The 17,880-nt window shown below is 57.5% G+C and carries 18 protein-coding genes; 9 read left to right on the top strand and 9 right to left on the bottom strand.

From position 1 onward, the window contains the following. Window positions 1–2,117: Hint domain-containing protein (locus AC4FIA_RS10095; RefSeq protein ID WP_490365738.1), on the top strand; the 2,117-nt coding region annotated here is incomplete at its 5' end. 87 nt (window positions 2,118–2,204) lie between these two features. On the opposite strand, the gene AC4FIA_RS10100 is transcribed toward AC4FIA_RS10095, so the two are convergent. Next, window positions 2,205–2,810, bottom strand: a complete 606-nt coding sequence (locus AC4FIA_RS10100) for a nucleotidyltransferase family protein (RefSeq protein ID WP_490365739.1) — start codon at window positions 2,808–2,810, stop codon at window positions 2,205–2,207. Between the two features lie 180 nt (window positions 2,811–2,990). On the opposite strand from AC4FIA_RS10100, the gene AC4FIA_RS10105 reads away from it, so the two are divergent. Beyond that, on the top strand, window positions 2,991–4,115 hold the full coding sequence (locus AC4FIA_RS10105) for a histidine kinase dimerization/phosphoacceptor domain -containing protein (protein ID WP_490365740.1): 1,125 nt from the start codon (window positions 2,991–2,993) through the stop codon (window positions 4,113–4,115). Here the strand turns inward: AC4FIA_RS10105 and AC4FIA_RS10110 are convergent. The 4 genes from AC4FIA_RS10110 to AC4FIA_RS10125 all read right to left on the bottom strand — a co-directional run bounded on the left by AC4FIA_RS10110 (window position 4,087) and on the right by AC4FIA_RS10125 (window position 8,097). Beyond that, window positions 4,087–5,406 carry an HlyC/CorC family transporter gene (locus AC4FIA_RS10110; protein WP_103909575.1) on the bottom strand — a complete coding sequence of 440 codons (1,320 nt, stop codon included), beginning with the start codon at window positions 5,404–5,406 and terminating at the stop codon, window positions 4,087–4,089. The genes AC4FIA_RS10105 and AC4FIA_RS10110 overlap by 29 nt on opposite strands. A 72-nt stretch (window positions 5,407–5,478) precedes the next feature. Beyond that, window positions 5,479–6,408 (bottom strand): site-specific tyrosine recombinase XerD, encoded by a 930-nt coding sequence (locus tag AC4FIA_RS10115; protein WP_490365741.1) that lies wholly within the window; start codon window positions 6,406–6,408, stop codon window positions 5,479–5,481. Next, on the bottom strand, window positions 6,405–7,958 hold the full coding sequence (locus tag AC4FIA_RS10120) for a hypothetical protein (protein ID WP_490365742.1): 1,554 nt from the start codon (window positions 7,956–7,958) through the stop codon (window positions 6,405–6,407). Before AC4FIA_RS10120 ends, AC4FIA_RS10115 begins: the two co-directional genes overlap by 4 nt. Further along, complete coding sequence (locus tag AC4FIA_RS10125; RefSeq protein ID WP_200813173.1) at window positions 7,948–8,097, bottom strand: hypothetical protein; 150 nt, start codon at window positions 8,095–8,097, stop codon at window positions 7,948–7,950. Before AC4FIA_RS10125 ends, AC4FIA_RS10120 begins: the two co-directional genes overlap by 11 nt. Window positions 8,098–8,196: 99 nt before the next feature. On the opposite strand from AC4FIA_RS10125, the gene AC4FIA_RS10130 reads away from it, so the two are divergent. From AC4FIA_RS10130 to AC4FIA_RS10145, 4 genes are read left to right on the top strand one after another with little or no spacing between them, the layout of a single operon-like run. After that, window positions 8,197–8,763: a shikimate kinase gene (locus AC4FIA_RS10130; RefSeq protein ID WP_103909578.1), complete on the top strand. Its 567-nt coding sequence runs from the start codon at window positions 8,197–8,199 to the stop codon at window positions 8,761–8,763. 2 nt (window positions 8,764–8,765) lie between these two features. After that, window positions 8,766–9,878, top strand: coding sequence for a 3-dehydroquinate synthase (aroB, locus tag AC4FIA_RS10135; protein WP_490365743.1), 1,113 nt, complete (start codon window positions 8,766–8,768; stop codon window positions 9,876–9,878). Between the two features lie 19 nt (window positions 9,879–9,897). After that, entirely contained in the window at window positions 9,898–11,019 is a 1,122-nt protein-coding gene (locus AC4FIA_RS10140; protein WP_490365744.1) for an aminodeoxychorismate synthase component I, read from the top strand. Beyond that, complete coding sequence (locus AC4FIA_RS10145) at window positions 10,980–11,618, top strand: aminotransferase class IV family protein (RefSeq protein WP_490365745.1); 639 nt, start codon at window positions 10,980–10,982, stop codon at window positions 11,616–11,618. Before AC4FIA_RS10140 ends, AC4FIA_RS10145 begins: the two co-directional genes overlap by 40 nt. A 26-nt stretch (window positions 11,619–11,644) precedes the next feature. Here AC4FIA_RS10145 and ssb read toward each other — a convergent pair whose 3' ends face one another. Next, the gene (gene ssb, locus AC4FIA_RS10150; RefSeq protein ID WP_490365746.1) at window positions 11,645–12,157 is read right to left on the bottom strand and encodes a single-stranded DNA-binding protein; all 513 of its coding nucleotides are present in this window, start codon (window positions 12,155–12,157) and stop codon (window positions 11,645–11,647) included. Window positions 12,158–12,404: 247 nt separating this feature from the next. Here ssb and AC4FIA_RS10155 point away from each other — a divergent pair, with 247 nt between their 5' ends. Then, complete coding sequence (locus AC4FIA_RS10155) at window positions 12,405–12,965, top strand: lytic transglycosylase domain-containing protein (protein WP_490365747.1); 561 nt, start codon at window positions 12,405–12,407, stop codon at window positions 12,963–12,965. Between the two features lie 9 nt (window positions 12,966–12,974). Here the strand turns inward: AC4FIA_RS10155 and AC4FIA_RS10160 are convergent, their stop codons facing one another. Genes AC4FIA_RS10160 through miaA form a run of 3 tightly spaced genes read right to left on the bottom strand, consistent with a single transcriptional unit; the run spans window position 12,975 to window position 16,374 of the window. Next, window positions 12,975–14,564 (bottom strand): ABC transporter substrate-binding protein, encoded by a 1,590-nt coding sequence (locus tag AC4FIA_RS10160; RefSeq protein WP_490365748.1) that lies wholly within the window; start codon window positions 14,562–14,564, stop codon window positions 12,975–12,977. A 53-nt stretch (window positions 14,565–14,617) separates the two neighbouring features. Beyond that, on the bottom strand, window positions 14,618–15,487 hold the full coding sequence (locus AC4FIA_RS10165) for a helix-turn-helix domain-containing protein (RefSeq protein ID WP_490365749.1): 870 nt from the start codon (window positions 15,485–15,487) through the stop codon (window positions 14,618–14,620). Then, complete coding sequence (gene miaA / locus AC4FIA_RS10170; protein WP_490365750.1) at window positions 15,484–16,374, bottom strand: tRNA (adenosine(37)-N6)-dimethylallyltransferase MiaA; 891 nt, start codon at window positions 16,372–16,374, stop codon at window positions 15,484–15,486. The genes AC4FIA_RS10165 and miaA overlap by 4 nt, the downstream gene beginning before the upstream one ends. Window positions 16,375–16,510: 136 nt before the next feature. Here miaA and pyrH point away from each other — a divergent pair, with 136 nt between their 5' ends. Beyond that, on the top strand, window positions 16,511–17,239 hold the full coding sequence (gene pyrH / locus AC4FIA_RS10175) for a UMP kinase (protein ID WP_103909584.1): 729 nt from the start codon (window positions 16,511–16,513) through the stop codon (window positions 17,237–17,239). Between the two features lie 51 nt (window positions 17,240–17,290). Continuing rightward, window positions 17,291–17,854, top strand: a complete 564-nt coding sequence (gene frr / locus AC4FIA_RS10180; protein ID WP_103909585.1) for a ribosome recycling factor — start codon at window positions 17,291–17,293, stop codon at window positions 17,852–17,854. The last annotated feature ends 26 nt before the right edge of the window (window positions 17,855–17,880 follow it).

A 17,880-nucleotide genomic window follows, 5' to 3' on the forward strand; every position in this document is an offset into this window, starting at 1 on the left:
CGCCGAACCCCGACTTCAACGGCACCGAGGAAGTGACCTACACCGTCACAGACCCCGATGGCCTGACAGACACAGCAACTGTCTTCATCACCGTGAACCCGACGCCCGACGCGCCGGTGGCGGAAGATGACAGCGACACGACCGATTTCAACACCCCGATCACCATCGAAGTGCTGGGCAACGACAGCGATCCGGACGGTGACACGCTGACGGTGACAGGTATCACGCAGCCGACAAACGGTACTGCGACCTTCACACCGGAAGGCGAGATCACTTACACGCCGGATATCGGCTTCTCGGGCACTGATACACTGACCTATGACATCACCGACGGTAACGGCGGGACTGACACAGCGACTGTGACCATCTTTGTTGATCCTGCTGATGCTGGTCGTATCGATGTTGACGTGTTCCCTGTCGATCCCGCCGATCAGGCGCTGGATCCGCTGGACGGCTTTGATCAGGATCCGGATGCAACGGACGATCTGGACAGCGTTGTCGGCACAGACGGCAATGATGCGATCTCGACCGGTGATGATGCGGATACCATCATTGCAGGCGACGGTGCTGACACGCTGGAAGGCGGCATCGATGACGACCTGATCGATGGTGGCGCAGGCGATGACCTGATCAACGATGTTCAGGGTTCGGACACCATTCTGGGCGGCGACGGCAACGACACCATCACAGCTGGTATCGATACGTTCTCGGATTACGAAAACGATGATCCGACGTTCCCGCTGACCTTTGGCGGCACCACATTCACAAGCGATCCGAACACAGATGACGGTCGTGACTCGGTTGATGGTGGCGCAGGCGACGATCTGATCTCGACTGGCGACGATGCGGATACGATCGTTGGTGGTCTGGGCAATGACACCGTTGATGGCGGCATTGACGATGACATTATCCAAGGTGGAGCAGGCGCAGACAGCCTGATCGGTGGTCACGGCTCTGACACGATCTTTGGTGAAGCCGGTGATGACATTATCGACGGTTCCAACGTTCCTTCGCTTGAGCTGACCGATGACGTCGATCCGCAGACACAGAATGACCGTGACTTGCTGGATGGCGGCGACGGCAACGACTCGATCACTGGTGGCGATGATGATGACACGCTGCTGGGCGGCGCTGGCAATGACACACTGAACGGTGGCATCGATGACGATGACCTGTTCGGTGGCGACGACGCCGACACGCTGATCGGTGGCGAAGGCAACGACACGCTGGATGGCGGTGCCGGTGCGGACAGCATCGAAGGCGGAGCGGATCGCGATGTGTTCCTTGTCAACTCGGCCGAAGAGGGCGCAGGAGATACCATTCAGGGTGGCTTCGAAGGCGATGACTTCGACGTTCTGAACCTGTCCGGCGCGGGCGACCGTGGCATTGACTGGCGCATCGTGAACCAGACACCGGATGATGATGGCCCTGGCAACCCGTCGAACGGTATCGACGGTACGGTCGAGTTCCTTGATGCGACGACTGGTGCGGTCACAGGTTCGCTGGACTTCTTCAACATCGAACAGATTGTTCCGTGCTTCACGCCGGGTACGCTGATTGCGACGCCGCAGGGTGAGCGTCTGGTTGAAGAACTTCGTGAAGGCGACCGGATCATCACACGTGACAACGGCATTCAGGAAATCCGCTGGGCGGGTCGCAAAGACCTGACAGGCCACGACCTTGCGCGCAAACCGCACATGCGTCCGATCCTGATCCAGGCGGGTAGCCTTGGCAACAATCTGCCCGAGCACGATCTGTTGGTCAGCCCGAACCACCGTATTCTGGTGAACAACGACAAGACGGCTTTGTACTTCGAGGAAACCGAAGTTCTGGCAGCGGCCAAGCACCTTGTCGGTCTGCCGGGCGTGACAGAAGTTGGCACATTGGGCGTCAGCTACATCCACTTCATGTTCGACCGCCACGAGGTTGTTCTGTCCAACGGCGCATGGAGCGAAAGCTTCCAGCCGGGTGATTACAGCCTCAAGGGTATCGGCAATGCGCAGCGCAACGAAATCCTCGAACTGTTCCCCGAACTGGAACATGCAGATGGTTTGGAAAACTATGCAGCGGCGCGTCGTTCGCTGAAGAAACACGAAGCGCGTCTTCTTGTGAAATAAGGTTATGCAGCAAGTTTGCTTGCTTCCTGGCGGGCAAACGGAAAGGAGCAGCGATAAGCTGCTCCTTTTTTTATTCGTAGGGTGCGGTTAGCTGCTGTGGTGCTTGGACAGCCAGTCATCCCAGGCTTCGGGCGTATCCAGATCGGTCAGGGCATGTTGATCCGGTAGCGGCAGGAACTGGATTTCTTTGGCGGACTTCACGACCGACCGCGCACCTTCGTCGCCTGACAGGTTCATCAGTGCGGCAAAGCAATCGGGCGGGAAAATGACAGGGTGGCCGGGGGTGCCGTCCGCTGTTGTCGCGCGCATGATGTGTTGGCCGCCTAACGCCGCAAACCGGTCAATCAGCGCGGTTATGTCGTCGCTATCTATTTCAGGCATATCGGCAGGCATGATCAGAATGCCGCTGGATTGATCTTTCAGCGCGCCAACGCCGTGAACGATAGACCGCGACATGCCTTTGTCCGCGTCGTGGATTTGAACGGTTTCGATGTCCAATCCGTGTAGGGCTGCTGCACGGTCGGCATTTCTTGCCGGAAGGGTTACGCAGACCGCGCATCCGGTGGACAAGGCGCGCTCAGCAGTCCGCCTTAAAAGCGGAACGCCAGCGATTTCACGCAGCAATTTGTCCTGCCCGCGCATGCGTCGTCCAAAGCCGGCGGCGGGGATCAGGATCGAAACACGTTTTGCCATACGGAATCTAAAACCTTTCAGGCGGGGGTATTTTGTTTTTCAGATAAATATCAGGATTTTCATCTTCTTGCGTTGTCTACATTCGTCGAATTTGGCAACTTCTCATTCTCGATTATGTATATCACGATAGTGGTGTCACGCCGGAGCCTACCGGCCGTCTTTTAGTAAGTTGAGGGTACTATGCGGGCTCCAACCCCTGCCAACCAGTCTGAACGCCTTGCTGCCCTGGCAGGCTACCGTATTCTCGAGACAGAGCGGGAAAAGGATTTCGATGATCTGGTCGAAATTGCCCAGCTGATCTGTGATGTCCCGATTGCTCTGGTCAGTCTGGTCAGCCACGACAAGCAATGGTTCAAGGCTGAAATCGGCCTGTGCGCGTCTTCGACCTCTTTGGATGAAGCCATTTGTGGCTACACCATTCTGGGTACCGATGTTCTGGAAATTCCGGATACGCGACTTGATCCAAGGACGACAGATAACCCCCTGTGTTCCCGTGAAAAAGACCCGCTACTGTTCTATGCTGGGGCGCCCCTAATTTCGCCGGACGGACACGCGTTGGGTGCGTTTTGTGTACTGGATTATAAGCCGCGGAAATTGGACGACGTTCAAAAGGCGACGCTTACAAAATTGGCGTCGCAGGCCATGGCGCAAATGGAATTGCGTCGCGCGATGCATGACCAGAATGTCTTGCGCAGTGAAATGGATCACCGCGTTAAAAACTCTTTGCAAACGGTTGAAAGCTTTATCAGAATATATCGCTCAAAGGTGTCTTCCGATGAGGCGAAAGATGCACTGGCAGCCATCGGACGGCGTGTATCCTCGATCTCGCAATTGCATGCGGAGCTTTATAAATCGGACACCGGCGACATTGTTCGGTTGGACGACTATCTGAACCGCGTGGCTGCACATGCCTCTGATGCTGTGCGTAGGGGGATCACGGTGCAGACCGAGTTGCAGGCCGTGAAAGCGGACTCTCGCAAAGCGGCATGCTACGCGATGATCGTGTCCGAATTTGTGGCCAACGCGAATAAATACGCGTTTCCCGACGGGCGGGATGGCGTCGTCACCGTGTCTTTGACCGAAACCGACGATGGGGTCATTACGCTGACGTGCCGCGACAACGGTGTGGGCAACGCTGGGCGCACGGATAGCGCAATGCCGGCAGGAGCGAAATCACTGCCGTCGATTGGTCTGCGCCTGATGGAAAGCGCCGCCAGCCAGACGGGCAGCTCATTCGAGGTTCATGTCGACGAAAACGGTTACCGGATCGACGTGGTTAGCCTTTCTGGGCAGCCTCAGGGCTAACGTCCAGCGGGCGCACTTTCAGGTGCGTAATGCGGTTGTTTTCGCGTCCTGCGACCTCGAACCGGAAGCCGTGGAATAGGAACACCTGACCCACTGTGGGAATCATCTGGGCTTCGTGGATAACGACACCGGCCACAGTGTTCGCCTCGTCATCAGGCAGGTTCAAATCCGTCGCGCGGTTAAAGTCGCGCACTGTCATCTGGCCTTCGATCCAGTAGTTGCCGTCATCGGCGACCTGAATGGTGTGGTCGGCATCAGGATCGAATTCGTCGGTAATTTCGCCAACGATTTCTTCCAGAATATCTTCAAGCGTGATCAGTCCCTGCAGTGCGCCGTATTCGTCCACAACCAGCGCAAAGTGCGTGCGGCGGCGCAGGAACTGGCGCATCTGGTCATCCAGAGAGGTGGTGTCGGGGATGAAGTAAGGCTTCATCGCAACATCCGTAATCTTGAAGCTTTTCAAGGCTTTCAGGGATGCATCCGCGCCTTCCATCAGATTGTACATCGCTCGAAGAAGGTCTTTGGCGTGAATGACACCGATGATGTTTTCCGGATCGTCGCGATATATCGGCAGGCGCGTATAGCGGCTGGCCAGACACTGTTGCAGGATGTCTGTCGGTTCACTGTCGACGTTAATCATCTCGATCGACGAACGGTGCAGCATGATTTCCTCTACCGTCCGATCGGACAGATCAAGCGCACCAAGAATCCGGTCGCGGTCTTCTTTTTCGACGATGCCTTCGGAATGACCAAGGTTTAGGGCGCCGGCGATTTCTTCACGCACGGCCAGAATGTGACTGTCAGGGTCAGTTTTCACGCCGAACAGGCTGAGAACGAAGCGGACAAAAACACGCACCGCGCTGACGACGGGCGAAAAGACAAGGATCACGATCTGAATGATCGGGGACACCCGGGCGGCGGCGACCTCGGGGTTGGTGATGGCATAGGTCTTGGGCAGGACCTCGGCAAAGATCAGGACAAGGAAGGTCATGATCAGGGTCGCAAGGGCCACGCCGCTTTCGCCGAACAGCCGCGTGAAAAGGGCGGTCGCCAAAGACGTTGCCAGAATATTCACAAGGTTGTTGCCCAAAAGGACCGAGCCGATCAGTCGTTCGTTGTCTTCTGTGATGTTCAGCGCGCGTTCGGCACCTTTCGATCCTTTGTCGACAGCCGCACGCAGTTTCCCGCGCGACGCAGCGGTCAGCGCGGTTTCCGAACCTGAAAAGAAGCCCGACAAAACAAGCAGGGCAAAGATGGATGCAGCCGAAATCCAGAAGGCGGTGTCGATCATTGGGTCAACCCGAAGACAGTAAGAGATGTGATTGGTTATGTGGTGCAACGCGCCCCCATTCAAGGGCTGTGCTTAATCCCGTGCCAAAGGGTGATGGTCCAGCACCAGATCGCGCAGGCGTTCTTCCAGCACGTGGGTGTAGATTTCCGTTGTTGCCACATCGGCATGCCCCAGAAACGTCTGGATGGCCCGCAAATCGGCGCCATTGGCCAGAAGATGCGTGGCAAAGGCGTGCCGCAGCGTATGCGGTGTGACTTTGGACGGGCTGACGCCAGCCTGTAGCGCAAGGTCTTTAATCAGCGCGTAGAACCGGTGGCGGGTAAGGTGGCCTTCTTTGCTGCGCGACGCGAATAGAAAGCCAGAGGTCGGCTTGCCGTCGGCCCGGTTGTCCGCCTCTTGCCGTTCGCGGATGGCAAGCCATTCGGCCAGCGCGTCGCGCGACGGGGGGCTGAGCGGTACCATGCGTTCTTTGCCGCCTTTGCCCTTGATCAACAGCATACGCGGATCGCCCTTGGCCGAAGACAAAGGCAGGGTGACCAGTTCGGTCACACGCATACCTGTCGCATATAATAGCTGCATCAGGCAGGCGTTGCGAATGCGGTCTTCTTGGGAACGACCATATTCCTCGGCCATGTCCAGAAGGCGGTCGACTTCTTCAACACTCAGGGTTTTCGGCAGGCGTTTGTCACGCCCCGGACCAGTGATCTGGATGGCCGGATTTTCCTGACGGAGCCCTTCTTCGAAGGCAAAGCGGTACAGCTGTTTGATTGCCGACAAACGACGCGCCCGCGTGGATTTGGCAAATCCTTGGGTGTCCAGATGGATCAGGTAATCTTCGATGTCCTGACGTGTGGCTGTGTCCAGATCCCGCGCCGTACTTTTCAGAAACTCGGTGAAATCCCCAAGATCGCGGGCATAGGCCATCTGCGTGTTCTGTGATGCATCGCGTTCAGCGACCTGAGCATCGAGAAAGGCAGATATCCAGCGTGTGGACAGGTTCATGACTGGGACGGTCCTGCGATCAGCAGTTGCAGCGCTGCGCGGCGTGCGGTGTCTTCCAATCCCAGCGTCCGCAATGCTGCCAAGCCTTCGGTCAGGTCAGGTCCGTTGCCATCGACGCCGCTTTGGAACAGGGCAATGGCCTGCAAGATCGCTTCGCCAAGCTTGCCTTGTTTAAGCAGGGAAGACACCCGCTCGGATGGTTCTTGTTCGGCAAAGCCCGCTGCGATCTCTGCGGCAAAGCGCCGGTCTGATACTTGCGTTGGTGCGATTCCACGGGCGATCTGTGCTTCGAACGCAAAGGTCGGATCATTTTCCAAAGCCAAGGCGTATTCTTCGTAAAGCGGTGACAACAGCGCCGCTTGTGCGGACACCTCGCGGGCTGTGGCCGACATGGGCAGACCCTGCAGCTTGTCCGCATAAAGTTCTGCAAAGGACACGAGCAGACCCGCTTCCTTCATTTTGGGCCAGACATTTACCAATGCGGTGCCAACCGATTTTGGATCGCGTGTGGTGATCGCGCGGTCGAAGCGTTGCAACGCTTCGACCCGATCCCAAACACCGCCTGAGGCAGCTGGCCTGCGCATGGTGTAGATACCCAACAGCCGGTTCGATGACAGCGTGCCAGCACGGGCCAGACGTTCCGCGGCAACAATCTGCGCGCGCCACCCTTGATCGCCGGACAGTTCTGTCACCGCAAATTTGCGTGGTAGCCGGTAGCTGGGAAGCGGTTCGCCAATCGATTCGTAGAGCCGGAACTGCAGAACAGAGGGCTTGGAAGGCGGCGGCATCATGGGCGTGTCTTCACCCATCTCCGGATCCAGAAAGCGTGTCAGCAAATCTGCGTCGCGCTGGTTGATCTGGCCCAATGCCTCTGCGCTGCTTAACGTCAGACTGGCCTGATGCCATTGTCCTGCACGCGCGAGACAGAAAATCCTTTGCGACAGGTCCTGTGCCAAAGACGGGTCATTCAGCAGCGTTGTGCAGACCTCGGGCATATCGCCCAAAAGCAAGGTTACATCGAACCACAATGGAAACAGCGACTTGGTGTTCGGATCGGCCCGTTCCAGAAGCGCGGCCGCCGCATCGACGGCGCCGTCTTCTATCAACCGTTCAATGCGGGCGACCAGCAGCGCGTCATCTACTTCTGACACAGCGGGCGGGTCGGCCTCGGCCAGCAATAGCGTGCTGACCAATGTGCTGATCGCGGGAACGGTGGCTTCGATGTCCGCCAGCGCGGAAATAACATCCCGTGCGTCTGATGCGGACCAAAGATTTGCGGGCAAGCCGGTTTTGGAACTGGGCAACAACCCGACAGCATCGCGTGTGGTGCTGCTGTCCAGTGTCATCACCTCGACATCCGGCGTTGTCGCAGTGTCGGCGGTGGGTGCTTCTGTCTTGGCTTGTTCGGGGGTGCCTGTGCTGGTGGCATTCGACCCCGTAACAGCGATGCGTGTGGGCGTGTCGTCTAACCAATCGATAGCGGATAAAGGCTGCTGTGCCGCCAAGGGGGCGGCAGACAAAATCAATGCTGTCAGCGCCTTAACGTGCATCCAATTCTACCGGTTGCCGAATCTCGGTTTGCGGCGGGGCAAAGTCCGCGCCGAAATATTCGCCCACATACGCGTACGCCACCAGGCCAATAAAGCCGATAAGTGCCAAGTAGATCAGCCACTTGATGATACGCCCCATGAGTTCCCCTATGCCTGCCGAGATATTTTTTTCCGTTTATAACTGGCATTTTTGGCAAGTTCACGTCATTCACGCAAGAAATCTTGTAATGAGCAACCGATGGCCGAAATCAGCGTAAATTCGAACCTTCGTCTGAAGAAGACCGTTGTGCTTGTTGGAATGATGGGGGCAGGCAAAACGGCTGTGGGCAAGGCGCTCGCGTCTTTGTTGCACGTGCCGTTCCGTGATTCCGACGCCGAGATCGAAAGCGCGGCCAACATGACCATCGCCGAAATCTTTGAACGCGATGGCGAACCCTTTTTCCGCCAGAAGGAAGGGCAGATCATCGAACGTCTGCTGGAAGGCCCGCCTTGCATCCTGTCGACCGGGGGCGGCGCGTTCTTGAAGCCGGAAAATCGCGCGGCGATTTCGAACAAGGGTGTGGCTGTCTGTCTGAACGCGGATATTGAACTTTTGTGGTCCCGCGTCCGTCACAAGGATTCGCGTCCTTTGCTGCGCACAGAAAACCCGAAACAGACTTTGGCCGCGCTTTTCGAAGCCCGCGTGCCGATCTATCAAATGGCCGATCTTCAGGTGACGACCAACCCGCGCAATTCCATCGAGGATACGGCACGGTCGGTTATCGAAGCACTGAAGACCCGCGAAGACGTTCTTGAGGACAACTGATTATGGTCCAGACTGTTCATGTACCCCTAGCCGGGCGCGAATACGATGTGCGTATCGGGCAGGGCTTGCTGACAAATTCAGGTGCGGAAATCGCCCCTTTGTTGCGCCGGAAACGCGTGGCGATTGTCACCGACGAAAACGTGGCTTCCAAGCATTTGGATGACCTTCAAAGCGCCCTGGAAGCATCTGGAATTGCGTCAGTTTTTCATGTTTTGCCTGCGGGTGAGGCAACCAAAAGCTGGCCGCATTTTTCCAACTGTGTCGACTGGCTTCTGGAGGCCAAGGTTGAACGCAATGACGTTGTCGTCGCATTGGGCGGCGGCGTTGTTGGCGATCTGGTTGGCTTTGCCGCGGCGGTTCTGCGTCGTGGTGTGCGCTTTGTACAAATGCCCACATCGCTTCTGGCGCAAGTGGACAGTTCGGTCGGCGGCAAGACCGGAATCAACTCGACCCACGGCAAAAACCTGATCGGCGCCTTTCATCAGCCGTCTCTGGTTCTGGCGGATATTGACGTTCTAGGCACCCTTCAATCGCGCGATTTTCTCGCAGGCTATGGCGAAGTTGTGAAGTACGGCCTGCTGGGCGACGCAGATTTCTACGACTGGCTGGAAACCAATGGCCCTGCGCTGGCATCTGGCGACACAGAGGCGCGTACTTATGCAGTCAAACGGTCGGTCGAAATGAAGGCCGAGATTGTGGTGCGCGATGAAACCGAACAGGGCGACCGCGCGCTTCTGAACCTTGGCCATACGTTTTGCCATGCACTTGAAAAGGCCACAGGCTATTCAGACCGTCTTTTGCATGGCGAAGGTGTAGCGATTGGCTGTGCTTTGGCCTTTGATCTGTCCCAGCGACTTGGCCTGTGTTCTCAGGAATTGCCCAGCCGTATCCACGCGCATCTGAAAGCGATGGGAATGAAGGCTGATCTGGCGGATATTCCCGGCGATTTGCCCGACGCGGATACGTTGCTGGACCTGATGGGGCAGGACAAAAAGGTGATCGACGGTCAATTGCGCTTTATCCTTGCGCGCGGAATTGGTCAGGCTTTCGTGACATCGGATGTGCCAAAGGACGTGGTGCGCGGCCTTTTGTCTGATGCCTTGGCCAGCCGGTAATCGGTTAGGCATCCCGCCCATGAAAAAAGTGGTGTTTGATAAAGGCCCGCTGGGGGCGGACAGTTGTTTTTCGCAGCCGTCAGAAGTGATCCGTGCGGATACGCCGGAAGATGTGCCTGCGGCCTTCGCGGCGATGGAAAACGCGCGTAGCGCAGGCAAATGGCTGGCCGGTTTTGCCAGCTACGAACTGGGGTACCTGTTTTCCCATAAGCTGCGCGATCTGATGCCTGCGGATCGCCGCGTGCCTTTCATGTGCTTTGGCGTGTTTGAAGAACCAGTTCAAAACCCGATATCGGATACATCGCAATCGACCTTGTCTGATTTAATGCCCGAGTGGTCAGAGGCGCAATATTCACAGGCTTTCAAAAGGTTGCGCGATTATATTGCAGCGGGTGATTGTTATCAGGCGAACCTGACCTTTCCGATTGCGGCCAAGGCCACAGGGACGCCAGAGGCACTGTATCACGCCCTGCGCTACAGGCAGGCGGTGCAGTTCGGGGCTTATCTAGAGCTAGCGGACTTCAACATCCTGTCGCGTTCGCCCGAGCTGTTTTTCAAGATCAACGAACACGGCCAGCTGACAACGCGCCCTATGAAGGGCACAGCCCCGCGTGGTGCGACGCCGGAAGAAGATGCTGCACTGGCGCGTGATTTGGCAGCTTCGGAAAAGAACCGCGCCGAGAATCTGATGATCGTGGACCTGCTGCGCAATGACGTGTCACGCATTTCAGAGGTCGGCAGCGTGAAGGTGCCGCGCCTGTTCCACGTCGAAACCTATGAAACCGTGCATCAGATGGTGTCTGACGTGACGGCCCAGTTGCAGCCTGATCTGACGGTTTCCGATATCTTCCAAGCGCTGTTCCCCTGTGGGTCGATCACTGGCGCGCCAAAGATCAGGGCGATGCAGATTTTGGCCGAACTCGAAGACACGGCGCGCGATGTGTATTGCGGGGCTATCGGTTGGATCGCGCCGGATGCACGTATGGAATTTTCCGTGGCGATCCGGTCATTGATCCACTGGCCTGATGGCCGTGTTCGGTTCAATGTGGGCGGAGGCGTCGTGTACGACAGCACCGCCGGCGGAGAATATGAGGAAGCCCTGTGGAAAGCGCGTTTCGCGGAACTTGCCCCGACGACCTAAACGTCATCGAAACCTGCCTGAGTGCCGCTGACGCAGGGATTGTACTGTGGCCGTTTCACAAGCAGAGGCTGCTGTCGACCTGTGACCGGTTGGGTATTCCGTTGGATATGGGTGCGGTCGAACGCGCGATTGCAAAGGTTCCCACGGATGTGGACCGTCGCGTCAGGCTGACTGTGGATTTGCAGGGAAAGATCGCTGTTGCCTGTCCCGAGGTTGCACCAACACCCGATAGCTGGACGTTGACGTGGGCGGATGAAACGCTGATGTCGGATGATCCGTGGCGCGGAGTGAAAACCACCGAGCGCGGGATTTATGACCGTGCACGGGCCTCTCTGCCCGACGGCATCGACGAAGTTCTTTTTCTCAATGAGCGTGGCGAAGTCGTCGAAGGGACGATCACCAATGTCTTTGTTGAACGCGAAGGCATGCTGCTCACGCCGCCGCTGTCGTCAGGCGCCTTACCGGGTGTTTTGCGCGCATCGCTGATTGATCAGGGCAGGGCGCGCGAAAGCGTTCTGACGGTCGCTGATCTTGAAGGTGCGCAGCTGTTTGTGGGCAACGCCCTGCGTGGATTGATACCAGCACACCTGCGCAAATGAAAAACGGGCCCGAAGGCCCGTCGTTCTTAGAATGGAATTTCGTCGTCGATGTCGCGGGCCGGTGCGCGGGCTGGACCGGAACCCGAACCGGATCCCATATCGTTGCCGCCGCCATAGCCCATATCGCGGTCATCTTGGTAACCACCACCGCTGCCACCGCCGTAGCCGCCACCGCCGCCGCCGCCATCACGACCGTCCAGCAGAGTAAGCTGACCGCTGTAGGGGCGCAGCACGACCTCGGTCGAGTAACGGTCCTGACCGGACTGGTCCTGCCATTTGCGGGTTTCCAGCTGACCTTCGATGTAGACCTTGGAACCTTTGCGCAGATATTGCTCTGCAATGCGGGCAACAGGCTCCGAGAAGATGGCAACGCTGTGCCATTCTGTGCGCTCACGGCGTTCGCCCGTGTTGCGGTCTTTCCAGTTTTCCGATGTAGCGATGCGCAGGTTACAGACCTTGCCGCCGTTCTGGAATGTCCGCACTTCGGGATCACGCCCCAGATTGCCGACCAGAATGACCTTGTTTACGGAACCGGCCATAGTGCCCCCTTTGTTTTTATATCCGAATCTGCGGTCGCCCGCCTTTCGCAGAAAGATATACCAGCGGTGCGCCAAGCTAAACCGATTATGGTAAGCAAACTATTACCAACGCTTTGGACAGGATTTTGTTCAAGGGTTTTCATATGGTCAGGATCGGGTATAGTCGCGCCTGTTGAAACTTGGGTGACACAGATCCATGAAAACATCTTTGCAATTATCCTGTATTGTCAGTGCATTATTGATTTGTATGCCGGTCGGCGGAAGCGCGGACGTATTATCGACCAAAGGCTCGACCAACCTATTTTCCAGTAAGACCCGCGTTTTGGATACGCGGGCTGCCCAGCAGTATAACAATTCGGTTCGGTTGCAGCCGCCGAAGGTCGTGACGCCCACCAAATGGGACACAGGCGCAGATGGCATCAGCCCCAAGTATCGCGGTCGCTATAAGGGCGTCTATCTTGAGATGGCCAAGTCGGCGGCCCGCCGTCACGGCATTCCCGAAGATTTGTTCCTGCGTTTGGTGCAACAGGAAAGCAACTGGAACCCGAATGCCAAATCGCATGCAGGCGCAATCGGCTTGGCCCAGTTGATGCCGCAGACTGCACGCAGTCTGGGTGTGAACCCAAAGGATCCGGCGCAGAACCTTGAAGGTGGCGCACGATATCTGAAACAGCAGTTCCTGACGTTCAAATCCTGGCGTCTTGCGCTGGCCGCGTACAACGCTGGCCCCGGCGCTGTGATCAAGCACGGTGGTGTGCCGCCGTACCGTGAGACGAAGAACTACGTGAAAGTGATCTGGGGCAGCTAAAAAGCTGTCCTAGCCGGCAAAACCCAACCGATACAGCGGAATGGCGAAATCGGGGTGCATTTCGGCCCCGACGACATTCGGACGTGTGTGCCGGAATAGCGACCGCCAGTACGGCTGAACGATCACAGCATCGTCCCGAAGCATTTTCTCCAGTTTTTCCATCACGCCCTGACGTGTGGCCGCATCGGGTAGCGATAGCGCCTCGTCCAGCAGCGCGTCGAACTCGGGATTGCTGTATCCGGTTTCATTCCAAGCGGCGGTGCTTCGGTAAGCGAGGTTCAGGGTCTGGATGCCCAAGGGGCGGTGGTTCCATTCGGTGATGGACAGGGGAAAGGTTTTCCAGTCTGCCCAGAACCGCGAACCGGGAACATGCGTCAGTCGCGCCTTGATGCCCGCGTCGGTCAGTGATGCAATAACAGCTTCGCCCGTGCGTCGTGTCAGGCCGTCGTCGACAGTAAAGACCTCATGCTCGAAATCCGCAAATCCTGCAGAGGCCATCAGTTCCTTGGCTTTGGCGGGATCATAGGTAACCGGTCCTATGTCGGCATAATCCGGCTGTATCGGCGCGACATGGTGATTGGCCGCGATTTTTCCACGGTTGCCATAGCCCAGTTCAAGGCAGATCGTGTTGTCGATTGCCAATTGCAGCGCGCGGCGGACATCTGCATTGGCATAGGGCATGTCATCGACGATCTTCGCGGTCTGACTGCCACGCAGGACAACGGTTGCGGCGGTTTCAACCTCGGATCTGGTCCAGCCCAAGGCCTCTGCCTCCGCTATAAAAGGCCCGACGTTTTCATAAAGCATGTCAACGCGGTCTTCGCGGATGGCGTCGATCCAGTTTGCGGGGTCGGTGCCCAGATCATGAAATTCGATCGCATCCAGCGTGACAGGCCCCCAGTCCTCCAATTCCTGTCCCCACCATAGATGATCGGGATGGCGTTCCAGACGGGCGATCTGCCCGACGTCGATTTGGACGGGGCGGAAGGGGCCAGTACCGACAGGATTGTCGAGCATCGTTGCGGGATCAAACCCTTGCGGGATAACGGCGGCGGGATAATCCGCCAGTGACACCATTAGCGCCACGTCAGGCTTGGGCAGTGTGATACGGACTGTCAGATCGTCGAGGGCTGTCACCGCGCCTTCGACAAGGCGCCCGGTATCGGGATCGACCAGTACAGACAGGCTTGCCGCCATTACGTTTCCAAGCACGGAACGATCACACCAATAGGCGAAGTTGTGCAAAACATCGGCGCTGGTGAACGCGTCGCCCGTATTCCAGCGCACATCGGGGCGGATATGAAGCGTGTATTCGGTCGCGGTATCGTTCACGTCCCAATGGCTGAGCAGCATGCCACGAAGCGTTCCGTCGCGCTGATATTCGACCAGATACTCAAGCCAGCCACGGGTCAGGTTCGCGATTTCCGACCAGTCCGCGGTGCGGGGGGCTTTGGGCGCGCGTACCTCTTGCTGGATGCGCAGGGTGCCACCGTGCCGTCGGGCCTGTGATGCCCGAACGGGCAATCCGGTAGCGGCAAGCGCGGCGGCAGAGGACACACCCAAAGCCGTAGCACGCGTCAGGAATTCACGGCGATCCATATATCCGTTTCGGAAATCGGCCTGACAAGCACGGGCTAGGGGATGCCGCATAGTCATGACAACGCAGTCACATTTGCCGGCTTCTTAAGCGCGGCCTTGCGATAGGCGGTGGGCGACATTCGAAGGTGCGACTGTATAAAGCGCGTGAAGTAGGCGGCGCTTCCGAAACCCAGTGATTTGGCAATTTCCTGCACTTCAATCTTGGGCTGGGCCAGCATGCGGCGGGCTTCGTACAGTTTGCGTTCGACCAACATATCGGCAGCGGTCTTGCCACAGGTTGACCGGCACACCCGCGTCAGATGGGTCGGGGTGACGTCCAACGCCTCGGCATAATCCGCCATGACCATATCTGTTGTGTAGTTCTGAACCACCTTTGCCGCGTAGCGTTTCACAAGGCGTTGGGCTGCGGTTTCCTTTGGGGCATCCAGTGCGCCATTCGCCTCTTGCCGTGCAATCCAGACCGAGATCAGACGCATGTGGGCTTCCAGAGCCTTATAGAGGAAGGGGCGCGCCAAAGAGATTTCGCGCTGCATGGCCTCGATCTCTCCGGTGAGTTCCGCTTGGCCCAGAGAATCCCGAATGCGCAAATGCTTCGCTCCTTTATTATTCGGATCCAGCAAACCGGTCGGGCATTGCACCACCTGAGCAAGTGACTGGGGGCCAAGTTCCAGCGACATCAATGTGCCAGAGGGTAGAACCATAGCGTTGTGTGCCCCAATGCCGCGACGCACGCCATTCACTGTAACTCGGCCTTGCCCACGGGTGATCCAGATCAGCAAATCATCCTTGCGGTCATGCAGGTCGGACAACCGCCAAGCCTCACCGCCGGTGAATTGCGCCAAGTTCTGGCAGCGAATGTCCCGTTCTGTCGGGGGCGCATCGTTTATGCGTGAGGGTTTGCGCAGGAAAGCAGGACCAGTCATGCCGCCTCCTTCCGCGTAGCCGAGATATGGCGCCAGTCGCCCATATTGGCGCGGAACCATGTGCGCTGCCGTTTGGCGTATTGGCGGGTCTGGATAATGGATGCCTCGCGCGCGTCTTCAAGTGACATCTCGCCGTTCACGTAGGCAATCAATTCCGCCGCGCCGATTGTCTTCGCTGACGGGAGTTCGCGCGAGAACGTGGGCGCATTTGTACGGGCTTCTTCCAGTGCGCCTTGTTCCAGCATCAGGTCAAACCGTTGTTCGATCCGTGGTGTTAGCCATTCCTTGGGTGCGTCCAGACACAGCGCAGTGGTGTCTGCCAAAGGAAGGAGAGGGGGCTTGGTATTCTTTTGCCACTCGACCAGCGGTGTGCCGGTAGCTTGCAACACTTCCCACGCGCGCTGAACCCGCATCGGGTTTTGCGTGTCGATCTTTGACCGTGTGGCATCATCCAACTCGGCCAGCAACGCGTCAGAGCCTTCCTCGGCTATCCGGCGCATTGCCGTTTCGCGGATATGGTCGGGCGTTTGCGGAATGTCAGCCAAGCCCACAGTCAAAGCTTTGAAGTAAAGTCCCGTGCCCCCGACGATAATAGGCCGGATATCTTGCAGCAGCAGTTCCGTGACCTCGCGTAGCCAGTCGCCCACAGAATAGGCCTGATCGCCGGGGATATGGCCATAAAGCTTGTGGGGCGCGAGCGCCTCTTCCTCGGGCGCTGGGCGTGCTGTCAGGATGCGCCAGTTGGCATAGACCTGTAAAGCGTCGGCATTGATCACCACACCGCCCTGCGTCTGGGCTATGTTTAACGCCAAGCCCGATTTGCCGCTGGCTGTCGGCCCCGCGATCAGCACGGGTTTTGCCGGATCAATTGTGCTAAGATCTATCACAGGGTCGGGCCTTTCAGCGGGGAAACCGCCAAGTTGCTGAACAAAGCTGCGAAACCTCCGTCGCGGCCATTGTCAGAAGCCGGAAATTCCGTCATGTACGCCATGATCCTAGACTGCCTATCCAATGGAGCGCAACATGGCCGACAGCGACAGCAAACAGACCACCTTTAAACGCGTCATGCTGAAGATTTCCGGTGAGGCGCTGATGGGGGACCAAGGGTACGGTTTGCATCCGCCAACGGTTGAACGCATCGCCCGTGAAGTGAAATCGGTTCACGATATGGGTGTTGAAATCTGTATGGTGATCGGCGGGGGTAACATCTTCCGCGGTCTTCAGGGCTCGGCCCAAGGGATGGAGCGGACCACAGCCGACTATATGGGGATGCTTGCCACAGTGATGAACGCGCTGGCGATGCAGGCCGCGCTGGAAAGCCTTGGCGTCTTCACACGTGTGATCAGCGCGATCCCGATGGATCAGGTCTGTGAACCCTACATCCGTCGCCGTGCCGTGCGTCACCTTGAAAAGGCCCGCGTCTGCATCTTTGCGGCCGGTACAGGTAACCCCTATTTCACCACGGACACCGCCGCGACCCTGCGCGCCAACGAAATGGCCTGCGAGGCGATCTTCAAGGGCACCAAGGTGGATGGCGTCTATGACAAAGACCCGATGAAGCATGACGATGCCGTGCGCTATGACACGATCAGCTACGACGACTGTCTGGCAAAGCACCTGAAGGTCATGGATGCCTCGGCCATTGCGCTGGCACGGGATAACAGTTTGCCCATCATCGTCTTCAGCCTTGATGAACCCGGCGGGTTCAAGGGGATTTTGGCGGGTGAAGGCACCTATACAATCGTACGCTGATACGGATAGAGTGCCCTGCAACGGGGCGATATCCGAGCATGAGGAAAGAAGATGTCCGAAGATTTTGAACTGGATACAGACGATCTGAAACGCCGTATGGACGGCGCTATGGCAAACCTGCGCACAGAATTCGCGTCGCTGCGGACGGGTCGTGGTTCTGCGTCTATGCTGGATCCGATCATGGTCGACGCTTACGGCACAATGACACCGATCAACCAGGTGGGCACCGTGAACGTCCCCGAACCGCGTATGGTGACGGTCAACGTTTGGGACAAATCCATGGTTGGCAAGGTTGAAAAGGCCATTCGCGAAAGCGGACTTGGCATCAACCCGCAGTTGAACGGCACAATCATCATGCTGCCGATCCCCGAGTTGAACGAAGAACGCCGCCGCGAACTGGGCAAGGTTGCCGGTCAATACGCCGAGCACGCCCGCGTCTCGATCCGCAACGTGCGTCGTGACGGCATGGATCAGGTGAAAAAGGCCAAATCCGATGGTCTGTCCGAAGACGATCAGAAATTCTGGGAATCCGAAGTTCAGGACCTGACAGACACCTACATCAAGAAGGTGGACGAAGCGCTGGACGCCAAGCAAACAGAGATCATGCAAGTCTGAGCATGATCCCTCGGCGGACCACAGAA

This window comes from Thalassococcus sp., from assembly GCF_982780845.1.